This is a genomic window from Herbaspirillum huttiense (genome assembly GCF_004367745.1).
GTDB lineage: Bacteria > Pseudomonadota > Gammaproteobacteria > Burkholderiales > Burkholderiaceae_D > Herbaspirillum > Herbaspirillum huttiense.
In genome coordinates this window covers 523,220-549,107 of sequence record NZ_CP037993.1, presented here as the reverse complement: position 1 = coordinate 549,107, position 25,888 = coordinate 523,220, and the positions used below count along the sequence as shown (strand labels likewise).

General features: G+C 62.5%; 24 protein-coding genes and 1 riboswitch. Of the genes, 11 read left to right on the top strand and 13 right to left on the bottom strand.

The features are described from left to right. Window positions 1–133: 133 nt before the first annotated feature. Window positions 134–1,489 (bottom strand): ABC transporter substrate-binding protein, encoded by a 1,356-nt coding sequence (locus E2K99_RS02495; protein ID WP_134221230.1) that lies wholly within the window; start codon window positions 1,487–1,489, stop codon window positions 134–136. A gap of 337 nt (window positions 1,490–1,826) precedes the next feature. Between E2K99_RS02495 and E2K99_RS02490 the strand changes: the two genes are divergently transcribed. The 3 genes from E2K99_RS02490 (at window position 1,827) to E2K99_RS02480 (ending at window position 4,915) form a co-directional block, all read left to right on the top strand. Next, window positions 1,827–2,789, top strand: a complete 963-nt coding sequence (locus E2K99_RS02490; RefSeq protein ID WP_134221229.1) for a sugar-binding transcriptional regulator — start codon at window positions 1,827–1,829, stop codon at window positions 2,787–2,789. Between the two features lie 51 nt (window positions 2,790–2,840). Further along, entirely contained in the window at window positions 2,841–3,746 is a 906-nt protein-coding gene (locus tag E2K99_RS02485) for a carbohydrate kinase family protein (protein WP_134221228.1), read from the top strand. Between the two features lie 71 nt (window positions 3,747–3,817). Beyond that, window positions 3,818–4,915: a J domain-containing protein gene (locus tag E2K99_RS02480; protein WP_134221227.1), complete on the top strand. Its 1,098-nt coding sequence runs from the start codon at window positions 3,818–3,820 to the stop codon at window positions 4,913–4,915. Between the two features lie 100 nt (window positions 4,916–5,015). Here the strand turns inward: E2K99_RS02480 and E2K99_RS25390 are convergent, their stop codons facing one another. Next, on the bottom strand, window positions 5,016–5,174 hold the full coding sequence (locus E2K99_RS25390; RefSeq protein WP_166675027.1) for a hypothetical protein: 159 nt from the start codon (window positions 5,172–5,174) through the stop codon (window positions 5,016–5,018). 122 nt (window positions 5,175–5,296) lie between these two features. Next, on the bottom strand, window positions 5,297–7,576 hold the full coding sequence (locus E2K99_RS02475; RefSeq protein WP_121042681.1) for a UvrD-helicase domain-containing protein: 2,280 nt from the start codon (window positions 7,574–7,576) through the stop codon (window positions 5,297–5,299). 120 nt (window positions 7,577–7,696) lie between these two features. Here E2K99_RS02475 and aroQ point away from each other — a divergent pair, with 120 nt between their 5' ends. From aroQ to E2K99_RS25680, 5 genes are all read left to right on the top strand, one after another. Next, window positions 7,697–8,266, top strand: coding sequence for a gamma subclass chorismate mutase AroQ (gene aroQ, locus E2K99_RS02470; protein WP_039789277.1), 570 nt, complete (start codon window positions 7,697–7,699; stop codon window positions 8,264–8,266). A 194-nt stretch (window positions 8,267–8,460) separates the two neighbouring features. After that, window positions 8,461–9,702: an MFS transporter gene (locus E2K99_RS02465; RefSeq protein ID WP_134221226.1), complete on the top strand. Its 1,242-nt coding sequence runs from the start codon at window positions 8,461–8,463 to the stop codon at window positions 9,700–9,702. Window positions 9,703–9,939: 237 nt separating this feature from the next. Continuing rightward, window positions 9,940–10,434: a Dps family protein gene (locus tag E2K99_RS02460; protein WP_008334773.1), complete on the top strand. Its 495-nt coding sequence runs from the start codon at window positions 9,940–9,942 to the stop codon at window positions 10,432–10,434. A 495-nt stretch (window positions 10,435–10,929) separates the two neighbouring features. Next, a complete protein-coding gene (locus tag E2K99_RS25770; protein WP_240733838.1) occupies window positions 10,930–11,808 on the top strand; it encodes a hypothetical protein in 879 nt (292 codons plus the stop codon). A 6-nt stretch (window positions 11,809–11,814) separates the two neighbouring features. Then, window positions 11,815–12,276 (top strand): hypothetical protein, encoded by a 462-nt coding sequence (locus tag E2K99_RS25680; RefSeq protein ID WP_205703746.1) that lies wholly within the window; start codon window positions 11,815–11,817, stop codon window positions 12,274–12,276. 443 nt (window positions 12,277–12,719) lie between these two features. Here the strand turns inward: E2K99_RS25680 and thiE are convergent, their stop codons facing one another. From thiE to thiC, 5 genes are all read right to left on the bottom strand, one after another. Then, window positions 12,720–13,352 carry a thiamine phosphate synthase gene (gene thiE, locus E2K99_RS02440; protein ID WP_039789269.1) on the bottom strand — a complete coding sequence of 211 codons (633 nt, stop codon included), beginning with the start codon at window positions 13,350–13,352 and terminating at the stop codon, window positions 12,720–12,722. Window position 13,353: 1 nt separating this feature from the next. Next, window positions 13,354–14,220: a bifunctional hydroxymethylpyrimidine kinase/phosphomethylpyrimidine kinase gene (thiD, locus tag E2K99_RS02435; protein WP_134221224.1), complete on the bottom strand. Its 867-nt coding sequence runs from the start codon at window positions 14,218–14,220 to the stop codon at window positions 13,354–13,356. Between the two features lie 2 nt (window positions 14,221–14,222). After that, window positions 14,223–15,032, bottom strand: coding sequence for a thiazole synthase (locus E2K99_RS02430; RefSeq protein WP_134221223.1), 810 nt, complete (start codon window positions 15,030–15,032; stop codon window positions 14,223–14,225). Window positions 15,033–15,112: 80 nt separating this feature from the next. Beyond that, entirely contained in the window at window positions 15,113–15,313 is a 201-nt protein-coding gene (thiS, locus tag E2K99_RS02425; protein WP_121042669.1) for a sulfur carrier protein ThiS, read from the bottom strand. 5 nt (window positions 15,314–15,318) lie between these two features. Then, window positions 15,319–17,232, bottom strand: coding sequence for a phosphomethylpyrimidine synthase ThiC (thiC, locus tag E2K99_RS02420; protein ID WP_134221222.1), 1,914 nt, complete (start codon window positions 17,230–17,232; stop codon window positions 15,319–15,321). A gap of 95 nt (window positions 17,233–17,327) precedes the next feature. Beyond that, window positions 17,328–17,438: riboswitch (TPP riboswitch) on the bottom strand. Window positions 17,439–17,681: 243 nt separating this feature from the next. Here thiC and E2K99_RS02415 point away from each other — a divergent pair. Both E2K99_RS02415 and E2K99_RS02410 read left to right on the top strand, forming a co-directional pair. Further along, window positions 17,682–20,492, top strand: a complete 2,811-nt coding sequence (locus tag E2K99_RS02415) for a valine--tRNA ligase (protein ID WP_134221221.1) — start codon at window positions 17,682–17,684, stop codon at window positions 20,490–20,492. Window positions 20,493–20,647: 155 nt separating this feature from the next. Further along, window positions 20,648–21,112 (top strand): DUF2147 domain-containing protein, encoded by a 465-nt coding sequence (locus tag E2K99_RS02410; protein ID WP_039789259.1) that lies wholly within the window; start codon window positions 20,648–20,650, stop codon window positions 21,110–21,112. 10 nt (window positions 21,113–21,122) lie between these two features. Here E2K99_RS02410 and E2K99_RS02405 read toward each other — a convergent pair whose 3' ends face one another. The 4 genes from E2K99_RS02405 to ruvA all read right to left on the bottom strand — a co-directional run bounded on the left by E2K99_RS02405 (window position 21,123) and on the right by ruvA (window position 24,279). After that, a complete protein-coding gene (locus E2K99_RS02405) occupies window positions 21,123–21,578 on the bottom strand; it encodes a YaiI/YqxD family protein (protein WP_034333361.1) in 456 nt (151 codons plus the stop codon). Window positions 21,579–21,597: 19 nt separating this feature from the next. Further along, a complete protein-coding gene (locus E2K99_RS02400; RefSeq protein WP_205703745.1) occupies window positions 21,598–22,440 on the bottom strand; it encodes a 2-keto-4-pentenoate hydratase in 843 nt (280 codons plus the stop codon). A gap of 180 nt (window positions 22,441–22,620) precedes the next feature. Continuing rightward, window positions 22,621–23,676, bottom strand: a complete 1,056-nt coding sequence (gene ruvB / locus E2K99_RS02395) for a Holliday junction branch migration DNA helicase RuvB (RefSeq protein ID WP_034341561.1) — start codon at window positions 23,674–23,676, stop codon at window positions 22,621–22,623. A gap of 24 nt (window positions 23,677–23,700) precedes the next feature. Further along, window positions 23,701–24,279, bottom strand: a complete 579-nt coding sequence (gene ruvA, locus E2K99_RS02390; RefSeq protein ID WP_034341563.1) for a Holliday junction branch migration protein RuvA — start codon at window positions 24,277–24,279, stop codon at window positions 23,701–23,703. 112 nt (window positions 24,280–24,391) lie between these two features. On the opposite strand from ruvA, the gene E2K99_RS02385 reads away from it, so the two are divergent. Then, window positions 24,392–25,333: a DUF808 domain-containing protein gene (locus tag E2K99_RS02385; protein WP_134221220.1), complete on the top strand. Its 942-nt coding sequence runs from the start codon at window positions 24,392–24,394 to the stop codon at window positions 25,331–25,333. On the opposite strand, the gene ruvC is transcribed toward E2K99_RS02385, so the two are convergent. After that, a complete protein-coding gene (gene ruvC, locus E2K99_RS02380) occupies window positions 25,330–25,872 on the bottom strand; it encodes a crossover junction endodeoxyribonuclease RuvC (RefSeq protein ID WP_034341567.1) in 543 nt (180 codons plus the stop codon). The genes E2K99_RS02385 and ruvC overlap by 4 nt on opposite strands. Window positions 25,873–25,888 lie beyond the last annotated feature (16 nt).

The following is a 25,888-nucleotide window of genomic DNA, read 5'->3' as shown; positions in this document are numbered from 1 at the left end:
CCGGGCGGCGCACGCAAGGTGCAGACAGCCGGGGAGAACGGCGCGATGTGCAAGGCATGCAGGCATGCCGCTCACATCGCGCGCGGGACATGCAGCACGGGCTGCATGCCGGCGGAACCACAAGCGGCAGGGCTTACTTGATGTAGCGGCCCTGGCGCATCATCCGCACTGCCTGTGCCTGGGCGGCATCCAGGGCGGCATCCGCGCTGGTCTTGCCGGCCAGTGCACCGGCAATGGCCTGGCCGGTCACGGTCCCGATCGACTGGAACTCGGGGATGGTGGCGAACTGCACGCCGGTGTAAGGCACCGGTTTCAAGGTCGGCTTGTTGGCGTCCGCGGTCTGGATCGCATCGAGCACGAAGTCGGAGAAGGGCGAGACCTTCTTGTATTCGGCCGAAGCGTAGGTCGAATTGCGCGTACCCGGCGGCACCAGGGCCCAGCCGGAATCCTTGGCGACCAGATTGATGTATTCCTTGGAGGTGGCCCAGGCGGCGAACTTCTTGGCGGCGTCCTGCGACTTGGAGGACTTCGGCACGGCCAGCGACCAGATCCACAACCAGTGCGAACCCTTGTCGGTCACCTGCTGCGGGGAGGGAGCGAAGGCGGTCTTGTCGGCCACCTTGGAATCCTTGCCGTGATAGAGCATGCCGGCCGCCACCGTGGCATCGACCCACATGCCGCACTTGCCGCTGGAGAACAGCACCAGGTTTTCATTGAAGCCGTTGGAGCTGGCGCCCGGCGGACCGTACTTGCGCATCAGGTCGACATAGAAGTTGACCGATTTCTTCCATTCCGGCGAGGACAGCTGCGGCTGCCATTGCTCGTCGAACCAGCGGCCACCCCAGGCATTGGCCATGGTGGTGATGATGGCCATGTTCTCGCCCCAGCCGGCACGGCCGCGCAGGCAGATGCCGTAGACGCCCTTGGCCGGATCATGCAGTTGCGCGGCCAGCTTGGCGACCTCATCCCAGGTCGGGTGCTGCGGCATGGTCAGCTTCTTCTGCTCGAACAGATCCTTGCGGTAGTAGGTCATCGAGCTTTCGGCGTAGAACGGCAGCGCATAGAGCTTGCCATCGACGCTCAGGCCCTCGCGCACCGGCTTGATGAGATCGGCCTCATCGTAATCCGCCGGCAGGCCGCTCATCGGTGCCAGCCAGCCCTTCTTGGCCCAGATCGGCGCTTCATACGCACCGATGGTCATCAGGTCGAACTGGCCGCTGTTGGTGGCGATGTCGGTGGTCAGGCGCTGGCGCAGCACGCTTTCTTCCATGGTGACCCAGCGCAGCTTGATGTCGGGATTGGCCTTCTCGAACGCCGGTGCCAGCTTCTGCAGTTCGATCATGTCGGGGTTGTTGATGGACGCGATGTTCAGCGTCACCGGCTCGGCTTGTGCATGGCCGGCAGCAAACAGGGTCGAGATGGCCGCAGCGGCCAGGGTGAAGCGAACGCGGGTAAAGCCGGACGCACGGGTGCGCACGAGTTTGGACATGCTGGTCTCCGAATGTTATGGGCCCTCCTGCACGTTCTTCCTGGGTGGCAGCGGCAGACGATGCCGGTGTACGCATGCAGGGAAAGGCGGTTTTCGCTAACGGTTTTCGCTAACTACGTTTTGAGCAAATATTATTTTTATGGGCAAATATTCATCCATTCTCGAATTTGTGTCAAGCATTTGCTTTTTGATTGAGCATTTGCCCAAGCTTCGCAATAATGGAACGGTCAACTGGCCGTAAAATGGCGACCCAACAGGGAATTCAACGCAATCAACATCACACAGACAGCGCGCGCCCGCCTGCATAGGCAGCCACGGGACGGCTGGCGAGGAGAACATGTCTAGCAGCGCATCCAAACTCGACCTGGCGGCGCGCGCCGCGTGGATGTACTACGTGGCCGGCAATACCCAGAACGAAATCGCCGAACGGCTCGGCATCTCGCGCCAGATGGCGCAGCGCATGGTGGCCTATGCGGCCGATGCCAATCTGGTGAAGGTGCAGATCACGCATCCGGTCTCGTCCTGCCTGGAACTGGCGCAGGGCCTGCAGGAGCGCTACGGGCTGGAAGTGTGCCGCGTGGTGCCGGGCGCAGGCGGCGCGGGCAATCCCAACGAATCGCAAGAAGTGCAGCAGATGCTGGCGGTAGCCGGGGCCGAGGTGATGGAGCAATACCTCAGCTCGGAAGCACCGCTGGTGGTCAACGTCGGCTCGGGACGCACGCTCAAGGCGGCCATCGAGCGCCTGTCGGAACTGGAGCGTCCGCAGCACCAGATCGTCTCGATGATCGGTGCCTTTGCTTCCGACGGTTCGGCCAATCGCTACGACGTGGCTCTGCAAGCCGCAGAAAAACTGGGCGCACGCTTCTACCTGCTGCCCGCCCCGCGCGTGGCCGAAAGTGAACGCGACCGCCAGCAATGGTGCAACCACCGCGCCTACAAGATCGTGACCGGCCTGGCCGAGCGCGCCGATGTGACGTTCCTGGGCATCGGCACCATCGCCCTGCAGGGCGCGATGCACGAGGACGGTTTCATCGACGATGAGGAAGTGGCCGACCTGCAGCGCCAGGGGGCGATCGGCGAGATGATCTGCCACGCCTTCGACATCGACGGCGTCATGCTGCCCTCGTCGCTGGCGGCGCGCGTGACCACGCCGCCGCTGGCGCAGGCACCGCAGCGGCCGGTGATCGCGCTCTCCGGCGGCAGCAAGAAAGCCGACGCCGTGCGCGCCGCCTTGCGCGGCGGCTGGCTCACCGGCCTGGTGACCGACGAGACCTGCGCGCGCCACGCCTTGCAGGATTGAACCGCCTACGCATTTACTGACCATTACAACGACACGCACACGGAGACCAGCATGACCCAGAGCGCCGCATTCGTCGTCTTCGGCGAAGCACTCACCGATTTCATCCGCCAGCCTGACGGCCAGTGGCGCGCCATTCCCGGCGGTGCCTGCTGGAACGTGGCACGCGCGGCCGCCCGCCTGGGCGTGGCCACCGGTTACGCCGGCAGCGTCAGCACTGACGTGTTCGGTGCCGAGCTGTATGCGCTCACCGAAGCGGCCGGACTGGACATGCGCTTCACCCAGCAGCACGCCAAGGCACCGCTGCTGGCCATGGTGACCTCGACCACCCCACCCGATTATTTCTTCATCGGCGACGACAGCGCCGACCTGCATTTCGACCCGCAGCGCCTGCCCGCCGGCTGGATGGACGAAGCGCGCGTGCTGCACTTCGGCTGCATCAGCCTGACCCGCGAGCCACTGGCGTCGCGCCTGCTGCAGATCGCGCAGGAAGCGGCGCTGCGCAACAAGAAGATCGCCTTCGATCCCAACTGGCGCAAGTTGATGGACAGCCCCTCGTATCGCATCCTGTTCCAGCAATTGCTGTCCCTGTCGCATTACGTGAAGGTGTCCGACGAAGATCTGGAGCGCCTCTTCCCCGGCGACGGCAACGCGCTGGCCACGCTGCAAGCGCTGGCCCCGCAGGCGGAAATTCTCTACACGCTGGGTGCAAAGGGCATGCAGTGGATCAAGGGTGAGCAAGTCATTGACCAGCCTGCCTATCGCGTCGATGTGGTCGATACTGTCGGCTGCGGCGACGCCTCCATGGGCGGCTGGATCGCCAGCCAGCTGCGCCAGCCCGATGCCCCGGCGCAGGTCCACCTGCAATGCGCCGCGGCCGGTGCGGCCATTGCCGCCTCCAAGGCCGGGGCCTATGCCGCGACCTGGGACGAAGTGCAAGCCATGATAGCCGGGGCCTGAGGCGGGGGACTGCGCTTGTGGGCGCGTGAGCGAATGGCTAGAATCCGGCACCACTGCTCTTCTTTGTCTCCATGAACAAGCCCACCCCGCAAACTGTTGCCATCGTCGATGGCCAATCCGCCATGCGCCTTTCTCCGGCACAGGAACAGTTCAATGCGCTCATCGACGCCATCGGCACGCGCCGTGCACAGCTCAAGGAGTGGGAAGCGGCCAGTGATGAATTCCACAAGAAATTCACGGCCCAATATGTCCCGTTGGAGCAGGAACTGCTCACCCTCAAACGTCAGGTGGTCTATCGCCTGCATGCCGCCTGGCCCGACAAGGCACTCGGCAAGGGCGAGCGCATCGCACTCTCGGCGCTGATCGCGGACATGGCGCAGGCCCTGTTGCAACGGGCAGATGATGCGGAGCTGGCGCTGATCTACCAGCAGCATGCGGAAGAAGAGGAGACGGAAGAACCCGCCTCCGTTGCGGAAGTACACGAAGACAAGACCATACAAGCAGAGCCCGCGCTCGCCGAGGACGATTTCACCACCGGCACGCCGGAAGAAATCATGCAGCGTATGGAAGCGATGCTGGAACGCCAGGAGCGCGAACGCATGCAAGCCGCGCATGCGCGCGAGGCCCAGCGCGCCAGCCGCAAGAAGCCGCCGAAACAGCGGGCTGCAGAAGCCCGGCAACAGGAACAGCGCATCGAATTGAGCCAGTCGATCCGCGCCGTTTATCGCCGGCTGGCCAGCGCCCTGCATCCGGATCGCGAGCTCGACGAGAGCGAACGCGCTCGCAAGACGGCGCTGATGCAGCAGGTCAACCAGGCCTATGAAAAGAACGATCTTTCACGACTGCTTGAACTGCAACTGGAACTGGAACAGATCGACCAGCGTTCCATCCACGGCGTCAGCGAGGAGCGGCTGACGCACTACAACCACATCCTCACGGAACAACTGGGCGACCTGGATCAGGAGATCGCCCACATGGAGCGGCATTTCAGGCAGACCTTCGGACTGGGGCCTGCCGCCCGGGTGTCGCCAAAAGGGATAGGTCGCGATTTGAACAAAGTCATTGCAGGCATGCGGCAGGAGATGCGCGATGTTGGAATGGTGTTGGGATCGTTTGACGATGTGGAGCAGGTCAGGGCCTGGTTGAAGCAAGGCGGGCGCAGACAATAAGGCGTTCCTTGGAGGCCTGTCATTTGCGGATCTCAGACATGCTCTTGAAGCATGAGCCACGACTCACATCAACGTATCTCCTCGATAAACCGAGGGCGGTCTATTGCCACCATGCGCCGAACGTCCAGACACTCGCAATGAGCGCAAAGATCAATGCCACCACGACGATATAAATTCTTTTTCCTGCAGGCGATGCTTCATGCCAGCGTTGTGCTCTGGTTTTGCCGAACAGCTCAGAGAGAATTTCCCGCCCCTTCATGCTGCATCTCCTTTCACTGCGTGCATCTCGGCATCACGCCCACATGAAAAACGCCCCGTTGCGCTGTTGATGGCAACGGGGCGTTTCACTGCTCAAACCCAATTCAACGGCAACGCAAAAACTTAGATTTTCTCCAGCTTCGCCACCGACAGATCCAGCAATTTCATCCCGAACTTGCCAAAGTTGATCTGCGCCCGCGCCGCACCGCCACCGCCTTCGATGTTGACGATGACGCCCTCGCCGAACTTGGCATGGGACACGTTCTGCCCGATGCGCCAGCCGGAATCGGTCTGGCGCGAGAAGTTCTGCGCGATGCGGTTGTTACCCGCTTCCGGCACTTCATCCCAGGCCGACTTGGGATTGGCGAACCAGTGATGCTGGGCGATCTTGGGCGAGAGCCACTTGATCGACTGCTCCGGCATTTCATCGAAGAAGCGTGAACGCATGTTGTAGCGCGTCTGGCCGTGCAGCATGCGGGTCTGCGAGAAGGTCATGAAGAGCCGCTTTCTCGCCCGCGTAATGGCCACGTACATCAGGCGGCGCTCTTCTTCCACGCCGCCCTCTTCCTTGGCACTGTTCTCGTGCGGGAACAATCCCTCTTCCATGCCGGTGATGAAGACCGCGTCGAACTCCAGCCCCTTGGCCGAGTGCACCGTCATCAGCTGCAGGGCATCCTGGCCGGCCTGCGCCTGGTTGTCGCCGGCTTCCAGCGAGGCATGCGAGAGGAAGGCTGACAGCGGCGACATGATGGTCACCAGCGGCGCATCGGCATCGAGCACTTCCACGCCATCGGCCGTGGTGATGGCCGTGCCGGCCGAGGCCTGCGCCTGCGGGCCGAGGAAGGCCGGGGCATCGAGGCCATAGCCCTCTTCCGAGACGAACAGCGTGGCCGCACTGACCAGCTGTTCCAGGTTCTCGATGCGGTCTGCGCCTTCCTTTTCGTTGCGGTAGTGGGTCATCAGGCCGGACAGGTCCAGCACCACCTTGACCATTTCGGGCAGGGGCAGATGCTGGGTTTCGAATCGCGCGCCTTCGATCAGCTTGATGAAGGCATTCAAGGAAGAGCCCGCCTTGCCCGCCACGTAAGGCACGGCGGCGTAGAGCGAGCAGCCGTACTGGCGCGCTGCATCCTGCAAGGACTCCATGGCCTTGGCACCGATGCCGCGCGTGGGGAAGTTGACCACGCGCAGGAAGGCCGAATCATTGTGCAGGTTGTCCATCAACTGCAGGTAGGCAATGGCGTGCTTGATTTCGGCGCGCTCGAAGAAGCGCTGGCCGCCATAGACGCGATAGGGAATGGCCGAGCTGAAGAGCGCATGTTCCAGCACCCGCGACTGCGCGTTGGAACGATAGAGGATGGCGATCTCGCTGCGCGCCCACCCTTCGGCGATCAGGTCCTTGACCTGTTCGATGATCCACTGCGCTTCCTGCAGGTCGCTGGTGGCTTCATAGACGCGCACCTGCTCGCCGTGGCCGGCATCGGTGCGCAGGTTCTTGCCCAGGCGCTTGCTGTTGTTGGCGATCAGTTCGTTGGCGGTGTCCAGGATGTGGCCGTGCGAGCGATAGTTCTGCTCCAGCTTGATCAGGTTCTCCACATGGAATTCCTGCTCGAAGGCCGACATGTTGCCCACGTTGGCACCACGGAAGGCATAGATGCTCTGGTCATCATCGCCCACCGCGAAGACCGCGCCGTGCTGGCCAGCCATGAGCTTCAACCATTTGTATTGCAGGTCGTTGGTGTCCTGGAACTCGTCGACCAGGATGTGGCGGAAGCGGCCCTGGTAGTGCTCGCGCAGCGGCTGGTTGCGCGAGAGCAATTCATAGGTGCGCAACAGCAGCTCGGCGAAGTCGACCACGCCTTCGCGCTGGCATTGCTGGTCGTAGAGCTCGTAGAGTTCGACGAACTTGCGGTTGTAGTCGTCGTAGGCATCCACATCCTTGGCGCGCAGGCCCTGGTCCTTGGCGCTGTTGATGAAGTACATCAGGTTGCGCGGCGGATACTTCTCGTCGTCCACGTTCATCTGCTTGAGCAAGCGCTTGATGGCCGAGAGCTGGTCTTGCGTATCCAGGATCTGGAAGGTCTGCGGCAGCCCGGCATCCTTGTGATGCGCGCGCAGCAGGCGATTGCACAGTCCGTGGAAAGTCCCGATCCACATGCCGCGCGTATTGATGGGCAGCATGCCCGACAGGCGCGCGGTCATTTCCTTGGCGGCCTTGTTGGTGAAGGTCACCGCCAGGATGCCCGAGGGCGAGACCTGCCCGGTCTGGATCAGCCAGGCGATGCGGGTGGTCAGCACACGAGTCTTGCCGGAACCGGCACCGGCCAGGATCAGCGCCGATTGCGCGGGCAGCGTCACGGCGGCGAGCTGCTCTTCATTGAGGTTGTGGAGAAGATTTTGCATCCCGCGATTATAAAGGGCGCGTGCCCTGACCGGGCGGGCAGGCACGGCGCTATACTGCCGCACAGTTGATTTATCCACAGCCGAACCCGCCACTCACCTCAGCAATCGACTCTTCCGACCATGCGCCGCCTGTCTTCCCGCTCCTTCGCCGCCCTGCCCCTGATCGCCGCCCTGCTGCTCGCCGCCTGCGCCACCACGCCACCCCCGGCCGCGCGCAGCGATGTCGAACAATTGCTGACCTTGCAGAAGACCCGCCTCGACGTGGCCGCCCCGGTGGCACGCAGCAAGTGGAATTCGCATGCGCCCATCGATGATCCGGCGCGTGAGGCGGTCATTCTCGACGACGTCGCCGCCCGTGCGCAGAAACTGGGACTGGATGCCGCATGGACGCGGCGCTTCTTCCAGGACCAGTTCGAGGCCGGCAAGATCGTGCAGCGCGACCTGCATCGCCAGTGGCGTGTGGAGCAGCGTCCGCCCTTCGCCAATCCGCCAGACCTGGCGCTGCAGGTGCGCCCGGTGCTGGACCGCCTCACCCCCGACCTGCTGGCGGCGCTGGCCCGCCTGAACGGCCACTGGTGCGAGCCGGCCGTGCAGCGCGATCTGGCCGAGCTGGCACCGGAAATCCTGGGGGCCGACTACGCCCCCGCGGTACGCGAACGGGCCACCGACGCACTGCACTGCCAGCGCTGAAGTACAGCCTGCTGGCAACAGGACGTCGCACAAAAACGACTAAGTTGCTGAATTGACAGGCAAAAATCTTTTGCTGTCCTGCAGCATTTTTAGGGCGGGAGTAAAATTCGGTCTGGCTGTTCACGCGCACACCGGCGCGCGCGGCCTGTTCATTCCGGTTTGCCCTTCCGGATTCACATTCCGACTTTCCCGCCATGTCCGACGATTCCTGTAGTCCCAGTTCCACCGGCACGCCCGTGCCCGCCGCTGCGCCGCGTCCATTGACGCCGGCCAAGGTCACGCGGCAGATCATCGCCACCGCCTTCTTCACCTTCCTGGTTTATCTGGCCATCGGCATCCCGATGGCGGTGCTGCCGGGTTACATCCACCTCGACCTGGGCTACAGCTCGGTGATCGCGGGCCTGGGCATCAGCGTGCAGTATTTCGCGACCTTCGTGAGCCGCGCCAATGCCGGCCGCATGATCGATACCATGGGCGCCAAGCACACCGTCATGCGCGGCATGCTGCTGTGTTCGGCCAGCGGCGGCTTGTTGCTGCTCTCGGCGCTGGCGCAGCCGCTGCCCTTCCTGTCGCTGGTGCTGCTGTTTGCCAGCCGTGCCTTCCTCGGCCTGGGCGAGAGCCTGGTCGGTACCGGCGCCATCATGTGGGGCGTGGGCCGCGTGGGTTCCGAGAACACTGCCAAGATGATCTCTTGGAACGGCATCGCCACCTATGCGGCGCTGGCCATCGGCGCGCCGCTGGGCGTGGTGCTGGACCGCTCGCTGGGCTTTGCCATGATCGGCCTGACCGGCATGCTGCTCACCGTACTCGGCTTCGTGCTGGCGCGCAGTGGTCCGGTCACACCGGTGGTGCAGGGCGAACAGCTGTCCTTCAAGCTGGTGCTGCGCAAGGTGTTTGCGTATGGCATGGGCCTGGCCTTCGGCACCATCGGCTTCGGGTCGATCGCCACCTTCATCACCCTGTATTACGCCGATCAGCACTGGAGCGGCGCGGCCTTTGCGTTGACCGCCTTCTCCTCCGCCTTCGTCGGTGCGCGTCTGTTGTTTGCCAACGTCATCACGCGCTTCGGTGGCTATCGCGTGGCGGTGGTGTGCTTCCTGACCGAATCGGTCGGCCTGCTGCTGTTGTGGAGCGCCACCACGCCTGCGCTGGCATTGCTGGGCGCGGCGCTGGCCGGTTTCGGCTTTGCGCTGGTGTTCCCTTCGCTCGGGGTGGAAGCCGTCAGCCTGGTATCGCCGGCCAATCGTGGCGCGGCACTGGCAGCGTATTCGGTGTTCCTCGATTTGGCGCTGGGCATCACCGGTCCGCTGGCCGGGGCCATCGCGGGACAGCTGGGATATCCACAGGTGTTCCTCTTCGCCGCCATTGCGGCCATTGGTGGCGTGGCCCTGTCGCTGTCCTTGTATCGCAGTGCGCAGCAGGGTGCCAAATCCTGATCTGATTGCTGTTGCAGTCGATGAGACGTCGGGCCGATAGGTTTTGATCTATCGGCCCGATTGATTTATAGGCGTGCATTTATCTCCAAAATCGATTGAAATGGGGAACGTCGGCCCCACTCTCTTATCAATAGTTGCGTAGTCGCAGTTTGTCCGTTTGCGATTTGCAATAGAATCGCGGTGTTGCGCAGTGTTATGTACCCGCTTACGAAAAACCGAACAGCTAAGGAGCGAATAATGGCAAAGAAGAATGTGGCAGCCCCCTCGATCAACATCGGCATCAACGACAAGGACCGCAAGAAGATTGCCGACGGCCTGTCCAAACTGCTGGCAGACACCTACACGCTGTACCTGAAGACCCACAACTTCCACTGGAACGTGACCGGTCCGATGTTCAACACCCTGCACCTGATGTTCGAAGGCCAGTACAACGAACTGGCACTGGCAGTGGACCTGATCGCTGAACGCATCCGTGCACTGGGTTATCCGGCACCGGGTTCGTACAAGGAATTCGCCAAGCTGTCTTCGATCCCCGAAGCCGAAGGCGTGCCCAACGCGCAAGAGATGATCGCCCAGCTGGTGGCCGGCCAGGAAGCCGTGACCCGCACCGCACGTTCGATCTTCCCGACCGTCGATGCCGCCGCTGATGAACCGACCGCCGACCTGCTGACCCAGCGCATGCAGCTGCATGAAAAGAATGCGTGGATGCTGCGCAGCTTGCTGGAAGGCTGATAGGAGAGCTGGCTCTTTTTGCGAGGCACGCAAGGCGCTCGCACGCTGTAACCTGCAGCCCCGGTCGTTCACATGACCGGGGCTGTTTTTTTATCGAGCGATACCCTCGGCAGGCCCGGTATCAGTCAGTCGCGTCTTCAGCGCTTCATTGCCGAAGTCATCATCCGGGAGTTGCGGATTTCCGCATGGAAACATTACAATGCGGGCCGGTGTTGCATCAGGGAGGGATACTTGATGAGCACAGGATCTTCGCATGCCCAAAGCGCCCCCGGGTCTGGAACAACTGCTTCCGGACTATATCTCCGTCCGCATTCTGCGGCGGGTTTCCCCGTTTCACCTCGTCTCCCAACATGAACGGCTAGTCAACCGGCTTGACGCCTGCGCGCGGTTGCCACGCGACTTCGCGCCTGTTCTTGGGCGCTTGGCCGATCACACCTGGCTTGGACTAAACGACTCGCCCTGCGCCCCGATCAACATGACGCGGGATGCAGTGTCATGACGACCAAAGGCGTCATCCTCGAACAGGCTGACAGGTCGTTCACGCACATCGAACCGCACGGTGCCGGAGCCAATGCAGCCATCAAGGCAGAGACTACGGCCGAGAAAACGTTTTGGCAGAAGTCCAGTCCCTGGGTGCACGGTGTGCTGGGCGTGGCCAGTTTCGTTCCTGGCTTGTCGGTCATCACGGGTGCGATCGATGCGGCGATCTATACCGCCGAGGGCGACTACGTTGAAGCGGGGATTGCTGCGGCGAGCATGATCCCGGGTGGCAAGGTGGCCAAGCGAGCAGTCAGCGCGGCAAGAGTCGCCAAGGGAGTCCGCGAAACTGAAGAAGCGCTCAAGGCTGCCAAGGCCGCTAAAGAAGCGCAGGAAAACGCCAAGGTGGCGAGGGACGTCAATGCAGCGACGACGGCCTCAGGAGGTGGCGGAGGCAAGAGGGGCGGCAAAGATACCACGATCAAGGGAAGGAAGAAGGGGCCTTGTGATCATCTCCGACAGGGAAGTGGCAAAGGGCCATATCGAGGGGGAGCACACGGCAAGACGAGCAGGCCAAGGAACGATGGAAAAGATTCGCATCACATGCCGGCTAATGATGCTAGTCCATTGAAGCACAATGACGGACCGGCAATCCAAATGGCCCCTGGAGACCACTCGAAGACTGCTAGCAACGGTCAAATGCCAGGTTCGATCGCATACAGAAATACCATTGAATCGTTACTTTCACAAGGAAAGTGGAGAGATGCAATGGCGATCGAGATTCGAGATGTAAGAAAGGTTGCGAAAGGAGCTGGCGAGACCAAAAGGTACAACGAGGCAATGCTTGAAATGCTGGAATATTTTAAATGTCTTGAGAAGAACTCTCTTTTAAGGTGACAAGAAATGAATGAAGACGAATCGTTCGAAATTATCCCGTATATTGGAGCGGGGAAAATATGCTTCGGTATGACGCCTCAAGAAATTGAGAAAATTTATGGTCCCGCAGACAGCGTAACTTTCAATCATCTGAAGCAGAGAGTGGAATTCCGCAGCTTCACAAATATAGGCTATTCGCCCGGGTCTGCCGAAACCGTATCTCACATCGGCTTTGGACGGCAGATGGAGAACGTCCGATTCAAGGACAGCAATATATTCCTCGATGAAGAAAGCGTCGTTCTTGCGAAGCTGGTCGCGGAAGACGGCAAGCCGTTCACATACCTTGGATTCATCGTTCTTTTCAAACTTGGAATAACACTCACAGGATTTCACGATCAAAACCTTTCTCAGAAGGCTCTTACCATGTTCCCACGCGGCGCTTGGGACAAGTGGATCCCAAAACTCAAACCGTTTACCCAAAAGCATTGAAGAGGAAAGTCACGACCAAAGATTCCTTCCTTTCTTGACACTGGCCGACCTAGTTCCAAGACATCGGGCCCGTTCATGAATTTCAAACTGGGACCTGTGGTGGCAAGGAAATGAGAGGAGAGACGAAAGATTCAAATATTTTATTAGCAACTTCGGCGAGGCGATCCAGAGTTCGCCGGGACAGGTTAAGTATGCAAGAGCACATCATCACATCGTACGTAGGCGTCGAACCGCTCAAATTCGGAATGACTCGGGACGAGGTTCATCAGATACCCGGCGCGACGCCATTTACATTTTGTTTGGTCATTCACTTATCGTTCGGACTGAGTAGCCGCACTGCGGCGTATCGAAGGCGCAGCTGCACTGGAGTGTCTTCGCTGCGTCTTCGATACGACCCAGCGGGTCTACTCAGTCCGAACGGTCAGAGAGTATGAAGATGCGCCTCAGCGATACAGATCCGCCAACTGCCGCGTCTTGCGCTCCTCCACCGGCACCAGATAGACACTGCTGATGACAGCCACCATATCAGCTCCCTGCGCCACCAGCGGCGGCGCGTTCTCCAGCGTGATGCCGCCGATCACGACCACCGGCAAGGGGATCTCGCGCTTGGATTGCGCAATGATTTCCGGCGCGGTCCGGAAATCATATTTTTTCACGCGCGACGGATAGAAACCGCCGAAGGCCACATAACTGGCACCATCGCGGTACGCCGCATGCGCCAGCTCCAACGTGCCGTAGCACGAGGCCCCGACGATGCGCTCCGGTCCCACGGCCTTGCGCACCTCGGCAATGGACGCATCGGTACCACCGACATGGATGCCATCGGCATCGATCTCCAGGCACAGGTCCACATGGTCGTTGATGATGAGCGGCACATCGTATCGCCGGCACAGCGCCAGCAATGCCGATGCCTGCGCGCGGCGCTGCTCCGCGCCGGCGGTCTTGTGGCGGTACTGCACCAGCGCGGCCCCGTTCTGCAAGGCCAGCTCGGTGGCAGCCAGCAATTGGGCGGTGTCATCCCAATCCGGCGTGACGATGTAGAGGCCACGCAGATGCGTTGCGTACTCGGGTTTCATGTCAGGCTCCTGCCGCAACGGCGGCGTCAATAACAGGTTCAAAGGCAGGCACGCGATTGGGGATGCGCTGCCCCTCGGCAATCGCATAGGACGTCGACAGCGCGTGCTGCGTGTACTGCTGCGCCAGGTCGATGGCCTCGCGCATCGGCAGGCCGCGCGCCAGGCAGGCCGACAGGGCGGCTGCAAGGGTGCAGCCGCTGCCGTGGAATTCATCGGGCAGGCGGGTCCAGCGCCAGCGCGCGCTCTCGATGGCCTCTTCGGCAAACCCGGAACGCAACGATTGTCCGTACCAGCGATTGATCACATCCTGCTCCTGCGGACCATGGCCACCCTTGAGCAGCACATGCGCACAGCCACGCTCCATCAGCAGGGCCGCCTGCCGCGCCGGGTCGACATCCCCGCACAGGCGCCGCGCCTCGTTGAGGTTGGGGGTGATGACGGTGGCCATTTCGTACAGGGATTCGATCACCCGTGCGGCATCGTCGCGCGAGAGCTGGTCGCCCTTGCCGTTGGCCAGTACCGGATCGAGCACCACCGGCAAGTGTGGATTGCGCGCGCGCAGATGGCGGATCAGGTCGGCGATCACTTCGGCATTCTCACGGCTGCCTGCAATGCCCAGCTTGACGGCGGCAATGTCGAAACGATTGATCAGCACCTGCGCCTGGTAGCGCACCAGGTCAGGGTCGAGCGCATGCACGGCAAAAACGCTGACGTTGTCCTGCACCGTCAATGCGGTCGGCACCGACAAGGGATGCGCACCCAGTGCCGTGATGGCCGGGATATCGGCCTGCATGCCTGCCCCGCCGCTGGGGTCGGAGCCGGAGAAGACCAGCACGCAGGGCGGCGTGGAACGATAAGCGGCCTGCATGCTCACGCCACGCGGCCGGCCATCGGCGAGGAGGGCGAGGCGGCAAACTTGCGCGGGATACGTCCCGCGAGGAAGGCTTCGCGGCCTGCTTCCACGGCCAGCTTCATGGCATGCGCCATGCGAATCGGATCGCGTGCACCGGCAATGGCGGTATTCATCAGCACGCCATCACAGCCCAGCTCCATCGCAATGGCCGCATCGGAGGCCGTGCCCACGCCGGCATCGACCAGCACCGGCACGCGCGCCTGTTCGATGATGAGCGAAAGATTCCATGGATTCAGAATGCCCATGCCCGAGCCGATCAACGAGGCCAGCGGCATGACGGCGGCCACGCCCAGGTCTTCCAGCATGCGCGCCTGGATCGGATCGTCGCTGCAATACACCATCACGTCGAAGCCATCCTTGACCAGGGTCTCGGCGGCTTTGAGCGTTTCGGGCATGTTGGGAAACAGCGTCTTCTCGTCGCCCAGCACTTCCAGCTTGACCAGCTTGTGGCCTCCCAGCAGTTCGCGCGCCAGTTGCAGCGTGTAGACCGCATCGGCAGCGTTGTAGCAGCCGGCCGTATTGGGCAGGATGGTGAATTCGGAGGGCGGCACCGCGTCCAGCAGGCTGGGCGCATTCGGGTCCTGGCCGATGTTGACGCGGCGGATCGCCACCGTGATGATCTCGGCACCGCTGGCGACCGTCGCCGCGCGGGTTTCGTCGAGGTCCTTGTATTTGCCGCTGCCCACCAGCAGGCGCGAGCGATAGGTCTTGCCGGCGATGGTCAGGCCCTTGTCCTCGCTCAGGAGGGGGGCGTCGTTCATGTTCATGTCGATTCCTTGTCTGTGAGAGCTGCGTGCCACGGGAGGCGGCCGCTGGCGGCACGGGCGTGCCGCAGCGGAACAATCTTTCATCCGCCCCCGATGGCGCGCACTACGTCTACCTTGTCGGCCTCGGCCAGCGCGCGCGCAGGCCATTGCGCGCTGGGCACCACCTGGCGGTTCACCGCCACGGCCACCGCCTTGCCGGCCAGTGACAGGCCGGCAATGAGCTGGTCCAGCGTGGCGCCGTCAGGCAGCGGGTGAGGCTTGCCGTTCAGTTCGATCTGCATGGCGCTTACTGCTTCGAATAGATCTCGGCGCCCATCTTGACGAACTCGACCGATTTCACCTGCATGCCTTGCTTCAAGGCGTCGATCTCGGAGATGCCTTCCTTGGCGGCGTAATCGCGCACTTCCTGGGTGATCTTCATGGAGCAGAAGTGCGGGCCGCACATGGAGCAGAAGTGCGCCACCTTGGCCGAATCCTTGGGCAGGGTTTCGTCGTGGAATTCGCGCGCCTTGTCCGGGTCCAGGCCGATGTTGAACTGGTCTTCCCAGCGGAATTCGAAGCGCGCCTTGGACAGCGCGTTGTCGCGGATCTGCGCGCTCGGATGGCCCTTGGCCAGGTCGGCGGCGTGCGCGGCGATCTTGTAGGTGATGATGCCGTCCTTCACATCGGTCTTGTTGGGCAGGCCCAGGTGTTCCTTGGGGGTGACGTAGCACAGCATGGCCGTGCCGTACCAGCCGATCTGCGCGGCACCGATGCCGGAAGTGATGTGGTCGTAGCCGGGAGCGATGTCGGTGGTCAAGGGGCCCAGGGTATAGAACGGGGCTTCGTGGCACTGCTCCAGCTGCAGGTCCATGTTCTCCTTGATGAGATGCATGGGCACGTGGCCGGGGCCTTCGATCATCACCTGCACGTCGTGCTTCCAGGCAATCTGGGTCAGTTCGCCCAGGGTGCGCAGCTCGCCCAGCTGGGCTTCGTCGTTGGCGTCGTAGATCGAGCCGGGACGCAGGCCATCGCCCAGGCTGAAGCTGACGTCATAGGCTTTCATGATTTCGCAGATCTCTTCGAAGTGTTCGTAGAGGAAGGATTCGCGGTGATGCGCCAGGCACCACTTGGCCATGATGGAGCCGCCACGCGAGACGATGCCGGTCATGCGCTTGGCCGTCAGCGGCACGTATTGCAGGCGTACGCCGGCGTGGATCGTGAAGTAGTCCACGCCCTGCTCGGCTTGCTCGATCAAGGTGTCGCGGAAGATTTCCCAGGTCAGGTCCTCGGCCTTGCCGTTGACCTTTTCCAGTGCCTGGTAGATCGGCACGGTGCCGATGGGCACCGGCGAATTGCGGATGATCCATTCGCGGGTCTCGTGGATGTTCTTGCCGGTGGAGAGGTCCATGACGTTGTCGCCACCCCAGCGGATGGCCCAGGTCATCTTTTCCACTTCCTCGCCGATGGAGGAAGTGACGGCCGAGTTGCCGATGTTGGCATTGATCTTGACCAGGAAATTGCGGCCGATGATCATCGGTTCGACTTCCGGGTGGTTGATGTTGGCGGGGATGATGGCGCGGCCGCGGGCGACTTCGTCACGGACGAATTCCGGAGTGATCTCGGCGGGAATGGACGCACCGAAGGACTGGCCGGGATGCTGTCGGCCCATCAGGTCGGCCAGCTTGTTGCCCATGGGGCCGGAGGCCTTCAGTTGTTCCAGGTATTCCTTGCGGCGCAGGTTTTCGCGGATGGCGATGAATTCCATTTCCGGCGTGATGATGCCGCGGCGTGCGTAGTGCATCTGGGTCACGTTGGCACCGGCCTTGGCACGGCGCGGCTTGCGATGCAGGTTGAAGCGCAGCTCGGCCAGGGCCGGGTCGTTCAGGCGCTGCTGGCCGTATTCGGAAGTCGGGCCGGGCAGTTCCTCGGTGTCGTTGCGTTCCAGGATCCAGGGCAGGCGCGGGGTGGAGAGACCAGCGCGGATGTCGATCTTCACGTCCGGGTCGGTATAGGGACCGGAGGTGTCGTAAACGTAGATGGGAGGGTTCTTTTCTGAACCGAACATGGCCGGCGTGTCGGCCTGGCTGATCTCGCGCATGGGCACGCGGATGTCCGGGCGCGAGCCGGTCACATAGATCTTGCGGGAATTCGGGAGAGGCTGGACGGCCGCCTCGTCGACGGTGGCCGTCGCGGACAGGAATTTCGGGTTGGCATTCATTTCGGCTCCTTTGCTTGATGACTCATGGCTCGGAGCCAGCAAAGGAGGTTGCGGAAGAGGACGAACGGCGTGGAGTACTGCGGACCGTGGGTGCGTCATGCTGCCGGTTGCTTCCCTTCGCTGGCATTATCCAGATCAGGTTCAAGGGTATTTCTCACCCGGCTGCCAGAGCATGTGCTCCGGTGCCAGGACCCCTAGCGATGCGACGCGGGCCGCTTGCGCAGTCCTTGTCGTGGGCCGGATTCTACTCCAATTGGCGTGAGGAACAAGGCTTCATTTCGGATGGGCTGGGTGTGCAGCGCAGCATTCGGACCGGGCAACATGCCCTGGGGCAATGGATTGGCGGGCGGCCCAAGACCGGCGTTGAGCGCGTCAATTTCGCGCCTGTGGCGAGATTTGCCCTATCCGTCCCTTATAATGTTGGGTTTCGCAAAAACACACGTCAAATCATGGAATTAGCCAAGTCGTTCGAGCCCGCCGAGATTGAGAAATTCTGGCGCGAGGAGTGGGAAAAGCGCGGTTACTTCGCCGCCACCACCGACGCGGAGAAGCCCTCGTTTTCCATCCAGCTGCCGCCGCCCAATGTGACCGGCACCCTGCACATGGGTCACGCGTTCAACCAGACCATCATGGATGGCCTGACGCGCTACCACCGCATGCGCGGCTACAACACCGCCTGGATCCCCGGTACCGACCACGCCGGCATCGCCACCCAGATCGTGGTGGAACGCCAGCTGGATGCGCAGAAGGTCTCGCGCCACGACCTGGGCCGTGAAAAATTCGTCGAGAAGGTGTGGGAGTGGAAGGAGAAATCCGGCTCCACCATCACCGGCCAGATGCGCCGCATGGGCGCCTCCACCGACTGGGCCCGTGAATACTTCACGATGGACCCGAAGATGTCCAAGGCCGTCACCGAAGTCTTCGTGCGCCTCTACGAGCAGGGCCTGATCTACCGTGGCAAGCGCCTGGTGAACTGGGACCCGGTGCTGGGCACCGCCGTCTCCGACCTGGAAGTGGTGTCGGAAGAAGAAGACGGCTCCATGTGGCACATCAAGTATCCGCTGGCCGATGGCAGCGGCCACATCGTGGTGGCCACCACCCGTCCGGAAACCATGCTGGGCGACGTCGCCGTGGCCGTGGACCCGACCGACGAGCGCTACGCCGCGCTGGTGGGCAAGATGATCAAGCTGCCGCTGGTGGGCCGCGAGATCCCCATCATCAAGGATGAATACGTCGACAAGGAATTCGGCACCGGCTGCGTGAAGATCACCCCGGCGCACGACTTCAACGACTACCAGGTGGGCGCACGCCACAACCTGGAAATGATCAGCGTCTTCACCTTGAAGGCCACCATCAACGAGAACTCGCCCGAGAAGTACCAGGGCCTGGACCGCTTCGAGGCGCGCAAGCAGATCGTGGCCGACCTGGACGCGCTGGGCCTCTTGGAACTGGTCAAGCCGCACAAGCTGATGGTGCCGCGTGGCGACCGTACCGGCGTGGTGATCGAGCCGATGCTGACCGACCAGTGGTTCGTCGCCATGAGCAAGCCGGCACCGGAAGGGACCTTCTTCCCCGGCAAGTCGATTGCCGAAACGGCGCTGGAAAAAGTCTCCTCGGGCGAGATCAAGTTCGTCCCCGAGAACTGGACCAACACCTACAACCAGTGGCTCAACAACATCCAGGACTGGTGCATCTCGCGCCAACTGTGGTGGGGCCATCAGATCCCTGCCTGGTACGACGAGGATGGCGGCATCTACGTCGCCCGCACCGAAGAAGAAGCGAAGAAGCAAGCCGGCGGCCGCGCCGTCAAGCGCGATGAAGACGTGCTCGATACCTGGTTCTCTTCCGCGCTGGTGCCCTTCTCCACCCTGGGCTGGCCGGAAGAAACGCCGGACTACAAGCTGTTCCTGCCCTCCTCGGTGCTGGTGACGGGCTTTGACATCATCTTCTTCTGGGTGGCGCGCATGGTCATGATGACCACGCACTTCACCGGCAAGGTGCCGTTTGACACCGTCTACGTGCACGGCCTGGTGCGCGATGCGTCTGGCCAGAAGATGTCCAAGTCCAAGGGCAATACGCTGGACCCGATCGACCTGATCGATGGCATCGGCGTGGATGAACTGGTGGCCAAGCGTACCGTCGGCCTGATGAATCCCAAGCAGGCGGCCAGCATCGAGAAAGCTACCCGCAAGGAATTCGCGGACGGCATCCCGGCCTTCGGCACCGATGCGCTGCGCTTCACCTTCGCCTCACTGGCGACCCTGGGACGCAACATCAACTTCGACCTGAACCGCTGCGAAGGCTATCGCAACTTCTGCAACAAGCTGTGGAACGCCACCCGCTTCGTGCTGATGAATACCGAAGGCCAGGACTGCGGTTTCGACGGCCACGAGAAGGGTGTCTGCGACAAGGAAAAGCTGCAGTTCTCCAAAGCTGACCGCTGGATCGTGTCGCTGCTGCAGCGTACCGAGGCCGAAGTCGAAAAGGGCTTTGCCGACTACCGCTTCGACAACATCGCCACCGCCATCTACAAGTTCGTCTGGGACGAGTACTGCGACTGGTACCTGGAAATGGCCAAGGCCCAGATCCAGAGCGGCAATGAAGCGCAACAGCGCGCCACCCGCCGCACCCTGCTGCGCGTGCTGGAAAGCGTGCTGCGCCTGGCCCATCCGGTGCTGCCCTTCATCACCGAGCAGCTGTGGCAAAGCGTGGCCCCGCTGACCGATCGCAAGCCGGATCCGGCGGGCGATTCCATCATGCGCCAGGCCTATCCGCGTCCCGACCTGGAGAAGATCGACACCGATGCCGAAGCCTGGGTCGCCCAGTTCAAGGCCTACACCGATGCCTGCCGCAACCTGCGCGGCGAGATGCAACTGGCGCCGTCGCTGCGCGTGCCGCTGATCGTGGAAGCCGCCGATGCGTCGGCCGTGGGATCCTTCCTGCCCTACCTGCAAGGCCTGGTGCGCCTGTCGGAAGCCACGGTAGTGCCGCAACTGCCGGAGTCGCCGGCACCGGTGGCCATCGTCGGCGAAGTCAAGCTGATGCTGAAGGTGGAAATCGACGTGGCCGCCGAACGTGAACGCCTGGGCAAGGAAGTCACTCGCCTGACCGGCGAGATCGCCAAGGCCAATGGCAAGCTGTCCAATGAAAGCTTCGTGGCCCGTGCGCCCGAAGCCGTGGTGGCGCAGGAGAAGGAGCGTGTCGCCAACTTCAGCGCTACGCTGGAAAAGGTGAAGGAACAGCTGGCCAAGCTCAAGTAAGCCAGCCTGTTTCTTCATGAAGCCGTCGTCCCGCAAGGGACGGCGGCTTTTGTTTTTTCTGCTTGCCTTGCGGCGCGGGCTTGTCTAGACTGGATCGAAAAAATTAGAACAATCGTGCTTTTTTATGGCATTCGACTTGATAACAGGAGACCAGCATGAACCGTATTTCCTCCCCTTCCCGTCTGGCCACGCTGTCGCTGCTGGCCGCTACTTTGCTGGCCAGTGCTGCCGCCTGGGCCGATGGCTCGCCGGTGGGCTTGTGGAAGAGCATCGATGACGCCACCGGCAAGCCCAAGGCGCTCATCCGCATCAGCGAGAACAACGGCGAACTGAGCGGCAAGATCGAGAAGCTGTTCCGTGCGCCGGAAGAAGACCAGAACCCGGTCTGCCAGAAGTGTGAAGGCGAGCTCAAGGACAAGCCGGTCATCGGCATGACCATCCTGTCGGGCCTGAAGAAGGACGGCGAGGAGTATAACGGCGGTCAGATCATCGATCCGGCCAATGGCAAGGTCTACAAGAGCAAGCTGACGGTGGTCGATGACGGGCAAAAGCTCAATGTGCGCGGTTATGTCGGTATGCCCATGCTGGGCCGCACCCAGACCTGGCTGCGGGAGCAGTAACGCCGGTGCGTCAGGCCGGACGTGAAGCTTTGAGCACGTAACGGTCCAGCTCGCGGGCGAAGGCGCGGCCGTCGCTGGCGCTGAATGCGGCCGGGCCGCCGGTCTCGACGCCGCTGCTGCGCAGCTCTTCCATGAAATTGCGGGTGCTGAGGTGATGGCCGATGTTCTGGGCCGTATAGAGCTCGCCGCGCGGATTGAGCGCCAGCGCGCCCTTGGCCACCACGTCGGCGGCCAGCGGGATGTCGGCGGTGATGACCAGGTCGCCGGGTTCACACTGGCGGGCGATTTCCTTGTCGGCCACGTCGAAGCCGGCCGGCACCACCATGGATTTGATGTAACGCGAAGGCGGTGTGCGCAAGGGGCGGTTGGCCACCAGCGTCACGATGATCGTGGTGCGGTCGGCCACCCGGAACAGCATGTCCTTGATGACACCCGGACAGGCATCGGCATCCACCCAGATCGCCATCAGCGCGCGTTCGCCCGCGTCAGACGAAGGACACGGTCAGGCCCGGCAGGGTCACGCCCGAGAAGGCCGTGGTCCAGGTCTGGCCGGGCTCGATGGGACAGGCGTCGGTCCACGTTCCGGTGCTGATGATCTCGCCGGCCTGCAGCTGGCGGAAGCGGGTCTGCTTCTGCAGCAGCTGGTGCAGGTGCCACAGGGCGTGCAGGGGGCTGTCCATCTCGTCATTGCAGAAGCCGGCGGCACGCAGCACGCTGGACGACTCCGTGTTGCAGGACAGAGAGACGCTGGCGCTGGCCAGGATCTGCGGCAGGTGGTGTTTGGTCGCCGAAGACAGCACGTGCGGCTCGCCCACGATCAGGGTGCCATGCAACCCGAAGGCGGCAATTGAATCGGCTACGGTGAATTCCCAGTTGGGGAAGGGACAGACCACGATTTCGAAGCCATGCGCCATCCACTCCAGGCAATCGGCCAGCTCCAGCAGCGATGCGCCGGGGGCCGGGGTCTTGCCGAGCTTGAAGACGATCTCGGGTTCGATACGCGGCTGCACGGCCCCGGTCAGCGATTGCGCGCCGTAGTTGTCGTCGGCGAAGCGGACGGTGGCGTCGTACATCGGTGCCCAAGTTGGAATGCGCGCTTCATCGATGATGCCGTAGCGCTCCCAGTTCTTGCGCACCACAAAGCCGATCTTGCGGCCGATAGGCTGCTCGCCCTGGGCAACGCGGATGTTGCGGATGTTATGAGCGATTTCGTAGGCGTCTTCGACCGACAGCGGCTCGGACTCGGAAATACGCGGGATGATGCGGGACTGAGCGCGGGCATCCAGCAACTGATGCGCGTAGCGGAGGGCTTGGCTCGACATTAGCATGGAGGGCTCACATCGAAAGATAGTGAATAGCTATCCATTGTCGATGACGATTAATTTTTGCACAAGCAAAAACTCGCTTTTATACGAGATCTGACAAAAAATTCATCAGATTGACCTGCTCCGCGTCATGCTGTTTTTCAGTGGCTGCAACAGTGCTGTCCAGCTTGAGAATGGCAGAGCTCATGCCCCCCAGAGTTCACCGTTCGGGCCGGTTTGCGGCGCGGTCACGCCGAAATGCTGATAGGCCAGGCCCGTGGCGATGCGCCCGCGCGGGGTGCGCTGCAGGTAGCCTTGCTGGATCAGGTAGGGCTCCAGCACGTCTTCGATGGTGTCGCGTTCTTCACCGATGGCCGCCGCCAGGTTGTCCAGCCCGACCGGCCCACCGCCGAACTTGAAGAGCACTGCCTCCAGCAGCTTGCGGTCCATCAGGTCGAAGCCGACCGGGTCCACGTCCAGCATCACCAGGGCGGCATCGGCCATCTCGCGGGTGATGCGGCCCTCCCCCTTGACCTCAGCATAGTCGCGCACGCGGCGCAGCAGGCGGTTGGCGATACGCGGGGTGCCCCGGCTGCGGCGGGCGATTTCCAGCGCGCCTTCCTCGACAATGGGGGCATTGAGCAAGCCGGCGCTGCGCGTGACGATGCGGGCCAGCTCGGGCGGGGTGTAGAACTCCAGCCGGGCGACGATGCCGAAGCGGTCGCGCAGCGGATTGGTCAGCATGCCGGCACGGGTGGTCGCCCCCACCAGCGTGAAAGGCTGCAGGTCCAGGCGCACCGAACGGGCGGCCGGGCCTTCGCCGATCATGATGTCGATCTGATAATCCTCCAGCGCCGGGTAGAGGATTTCCTCCACCACCGGCGACATGCGGTGGATCTCGTCGATGAAGAGCACGTCATTGGCTTCGAGATTGGTCAGCAGCGCAGCCAGGTCGCCCGCGCGCTCCAGCACGGGGCCCGAGGTCTGGCGCAGGTTCACGCCCATTTCGCGGGCGATGATGTGGGCCATGGTGGTCTTGCCCAGGCCGGGCGGGCCGAACAGCAAGGTGTGGTCGAGCGGCTCGCCACGCTTGCGGGCGGCCGAAATGAAGATTTCGAGCTGGGCGCGCACCTTTTCCTGGCCGACGTATTCGTCCAGCTGCTTGGGCCGCAGGGCGCGCTCGATGGCTTCCTCGTTGGCCGAGGCCGGGGTGGCGGAGATGATGCGCTGTTCGGAGAAATCGTCGGTCTGGATGCTCATGCTCTAATCCTTGTCTGGCCGGGCTCAGCCCTTGGAGAGCGCCTTCAGGGCCAGCTTGATGCCGTCCGAGACGCTGCTGTCCTTGGGCACCTGCTTCATGGCCAGGGTCGCTTCCTTGTCCGAATAGCCCAGCGCCAGCAGGGCGTTGAGGATGTCGGCCGAGGCGTCGCTGTGGACCACGCCGGCCACCGCACCAAGATCGGCACCGAGCTTGCCCTTCAGTTCCAGCAGCAGGCGTTCGGCGGTCTTCTTGCCGATGCCGGGCACGCGGGTCAGGCGGCCGGCTTCCTGCAGGGTCACGGCCTGGGCCAGGTCGGCCACCGACATGCCGGAGAGGATGGATAGCGCCGTGCGCGCCCCCACGCCGGAAATCTTGATGAGCTCCTTGAACGTATTGCGTTCTTCGGCGGTCCCAAACCCGAACAGGATGTGCGCATCCTCGCGGATGGCCAGATGGGTCAGCAGCGTGACCTTCTCGCCCAGGCCCGGCAGGTTGTAGTAGGTGCTCATGGGCACGGCCACTTCGTAACCGACGCCCTGGCAGTCGACCAGCAGGTTCGGGGGGATTTTTTCTAGAAGAATTCCGGAGAGGCGACCGATCATGGCGTCAGGGATGTGCGTGGGAGGCAGCTTCTGTGATAATCCCGCGATGATACAGCACTGTTCGGATAAACAGTATCCAAGCCACCCTCAGAGATGAAGACAAAGGAAAAACATGGCCGGTAGCGCCTTCTTCGCATTGATTGACGACATCGCCACCGTGCTCGATGACGTTTCCCTGATGACCAAGGTGGCCGCCAAGAAGACGGCCGGCGTGCTGGGCGACGACCTGGCCCTCAATGCCCAGCAGGTCGCGGGCGTACGCGCCGAGCGGGAATTGCCTGTGGTCTGGGCGGTCGCCAAGGGTTCGTTGAAGAACAAGGCCATCCTGGTACCGGCGGCGCTGGCCATCAGTGCCTTCATCCCCTGGGCGGTGACGCCGCTGCTGATGCTGGGGGGCGCTTTCCTCTGCTTCGAGGGCTTCGAGAAACTGGCCCACAAGTATCTTCCGCACGATGACGAACATCATGAAGTCGCCGCCAAGGCGGCGGAGGACGTCGATCCGCTGGTCTACGAGCAGGAAAAGATCAAGGATGCCGTGCGCACCGACTTCATCCTCTCGGCCGAGATCATCGCCATCACTCTGGGTACCGTCGCCGGTGCGCCGCTGCAGCAGCAGATCACGGTACTGGTGGGCATTGCCCTGATCATGACGGCGGGCGTGTATGGGCTGGTGGCCGGGATCGTCAAGCTCGATGACGGCGGCCTCTATCTGGTGCAGCATGCGGGCGCGAGCGCCTGGGGACGCTTCAAGGCCGGTATCGGCCGGGCAGTCCTGGCGGCCGCACCGAAGATGATGCGCAGTCTGTCGGTGATCGGGACGATTGCCATGTTCATGGTCGGCGGCGGCATCCTGACCCACGGCCTGCCCTTCGCGCATCACGCCATCGAGGCGGCGGCGCAAGCAGTGGAGGCTATCGCGGTCGTCGGACCGATCCTCGGGGCGATCACCCCGGCGGTCTTGAATGCCCTCTTCGGCGTGGTCGCAGGGGCAGTGGTGCTGGTGGTGGTGAAGCTGGCGCAGCGCGTGCTGTCGCTCTTCAAGAAAAAAAGCTAACCGACCAGACGCCCGCCGCGCATGCGGATGCCCTTGCGCGCCAGCGCCGGGGCCAGCGCCCCGAGGTCCGACAAGACTCCTCCCCCATGCGCATGGCAGATTGCCACGCCCAGCGCATCGGCGGCGTCGGTGCCCGGCAGGCCGGGCAGCTTCAGCAGCCGCGCCACCATCTCCTGCACCTGCGCCTTCTGGGCGCGTCCATGGCCGGCCACGGCCTGCTTGACCTGCAAGGCCGTGTATTCGGCTACCGCCAGGTCGGCGGCCACCAGCGCGCAAATGGCCGCGCCGCGCGCCTGCCCCAGCAGCAGGGTGGATTGCGGATTGACGTTGACGAACACCTTTTCGATGGCCGCGCAGTCCGGTGCATAGGACTTCACCACTTCGCCGACGCTGGCCAGGATCACCTTCAGGCGTGAAGGCAGGTCGCCATCCGGCGTCTTGATGGTGCCGGAAGCGATATAGGAGAGCGTGTTGCCCTGCTTGTGGATGACCCCGAAACCGGTGGTGCGCAAGCCAGGGTCGATACCGAGGATTTTCATGCCCGCCAGTCTAACC

Excerpts from the sequence above, each read along its gene's own strand:
- E2K99_RS25680 (WP_205703746.1), top strand. The coding sequence starts at position 11,815 with ATGAATGAAGACGAATCGTTCGAAATTATCCCGTATATTGGAGCGGGG.
- thiD (WP_134221224.1), bottom strand. The coding sequence starts at position 14,220 with ATGCAGGCCGCTTATCGTTCCACGCCGCCCTGCGTGCTGGTCTTCTCC.
- E2K99_RS02410 (WP_039789259.1), top strand. The coding sequence starts at position 20,648 with ATGAACCGTATTTCCTCCCCTTCCCGTCTGGCCACGCTGTCGCTGCTG.
- E2K99_RS02415 (WP_134221221.1), top strand. The coding sequence starts at position 17,682 with ATGGAATTAGCCAAGTCGTTCGAGCCCGCCGAGATTGAGAAATTCTGG.
- E2K99_RS02385 (WP_134221220.1), top strand. The coding sequence starts at position 24,392 with ATGGCCGGTAGCGCCTTCTTCGCATTGATTGACGACATCGCCACCGTG.
- aroQ (WP_039789277.1), top strand. The coding sequence starts at position 7,697 with ATGCGCCGCCTGTCTTCCCGCTCCTTCGCCGCCCTGCCCCTGATCGCC.
- ruvC (WP_034341567.1), bottom strand. The coding sequence starts at position 25,872 with ATGAAAATCCTCGGTATCGACCCTGGCTTGCGCACCACCGGTTTCGGG.
- thiS (WP_121042669.1), bottom strand. The coding sequence starts at position 15,313 with ATGCAGATCGAACTGAACGGCAAGCCTCACCCGCTGCCTGACGGCGCC.
- E2K99_RS02460 (WP_008334773.1), top strand. The coding sequence starts at position 9,940 with ATGGCAAAGAAGAATGTGGCAGCCCCCTCGATCAACATCGGCATCAAC.
- E2K99_RS02465 (WP_134221226.1), top strand. The coding sequence starts at position 8,461 with ATGTCCGACGATTCCTGTAGTCCCAGTTCCACCGGCACGCCCGTGCCC.
- thiE (WP_039789269.1), bottom strand. The coding sequence starts at position 13,352 with ATGAAACCCGAGTACGCAACGCATCTGCGTGGCCTCTACATCGTCACG.
- thiC (WP_134221222.1), bottom strand. The coding sequence starts at position 17,232 with ATGAATGCCAACCCGAAATTCCTGTCCGCGACGGCCACCGTCGACGAG.
- E2K99_RS02495 (WP_134221230.1), bottom strand. The coding sequence starts at position 1,489 with ATGTCCAAACTCGTGCGCACCCGTGCGTCCGGCTTTACCCGCGTTCGC.
- ruvA (WP_034341563.1), bottom strand. The coding sequence starts at position 24,279 with ATGATCGGTCGCCTCTCCGGAATTCTTCTAGAAAAAATCCCCCCGAAC.
- E2K99_RS02430 (WP_134221223.1), bottom strand. The coding sequence starts at position 15,032 with ATGAACATGAACGACGCCCCCCTCCTGAGCGAGGACAAGGGCCTGACC.
- E2K99_RS25390 (WP_166675027.1), bottom strand. The coding sequence starts at position 5,174 with ATGAAGGGGCGGGAAATTCTCTCTGAGCTGTTCGGCAAAACCAGAGCA.
- E2K99_RS25770 (WP_240733838.1), top strand. The coding sequence starts at position 10,930 with ATGACGACCAAAGGCGTCATCCTCGAACAGGCTGACAGGTCGTTCACG.
- E2K99_RS02405 (WP_034333361.1), bottom strand. The coding sequence starts at position 21,578 with ATGGCGATCTGGGTGGATGCCGATGCCTGTCCGGGTGTCATCAAGGAC.
- E2K99_RS02475 (WP_121042681.1), bottom strand. The coding sequence starts at position 7,576 with ATGCAAAATCTTCTCCACAACCTCAATGAAGAGCAGCTCGCCGCCGTG.
- E2K99_RS02490 (WP_134221229.1), top strand. The coding sequence starts at position 1,827 with ATGTCTAGCAGCGCATCCAAACTCGACCTGGCGGCGCGCGCCGCGTGG.
- E2K99_RS02485 (WP_134221228.1), top strand. The coding sequence starts at position 2,841 with ATGACCCAGAGCGCCGCATTCGTCGTCTTCGGCGAAGCACTCACCGAT.
- E2K99_RS02400 (WP_205703745.1), bottom strand. The coding sequence starts at position 22,440 with ATGCTAATGTCGAGCCAAGCCCTCCGCTACGCGCATCAGTTGCTGGAT.
- E2K99_RS02480 (WP_134221227.1), top strand. The coding sequence starts at position 3,818 with ATGAACAAGCCCACCCCGCAAACTGTTGCCATCGTCGATGGCCAATCC.
- ruvB (WP_034341561.1), bottom strand. The coding sequence starts at position 23,676 with ATGAGCATCCAGACCGACGATTTCTCCGAACAGCGCATCATCTCCGCC.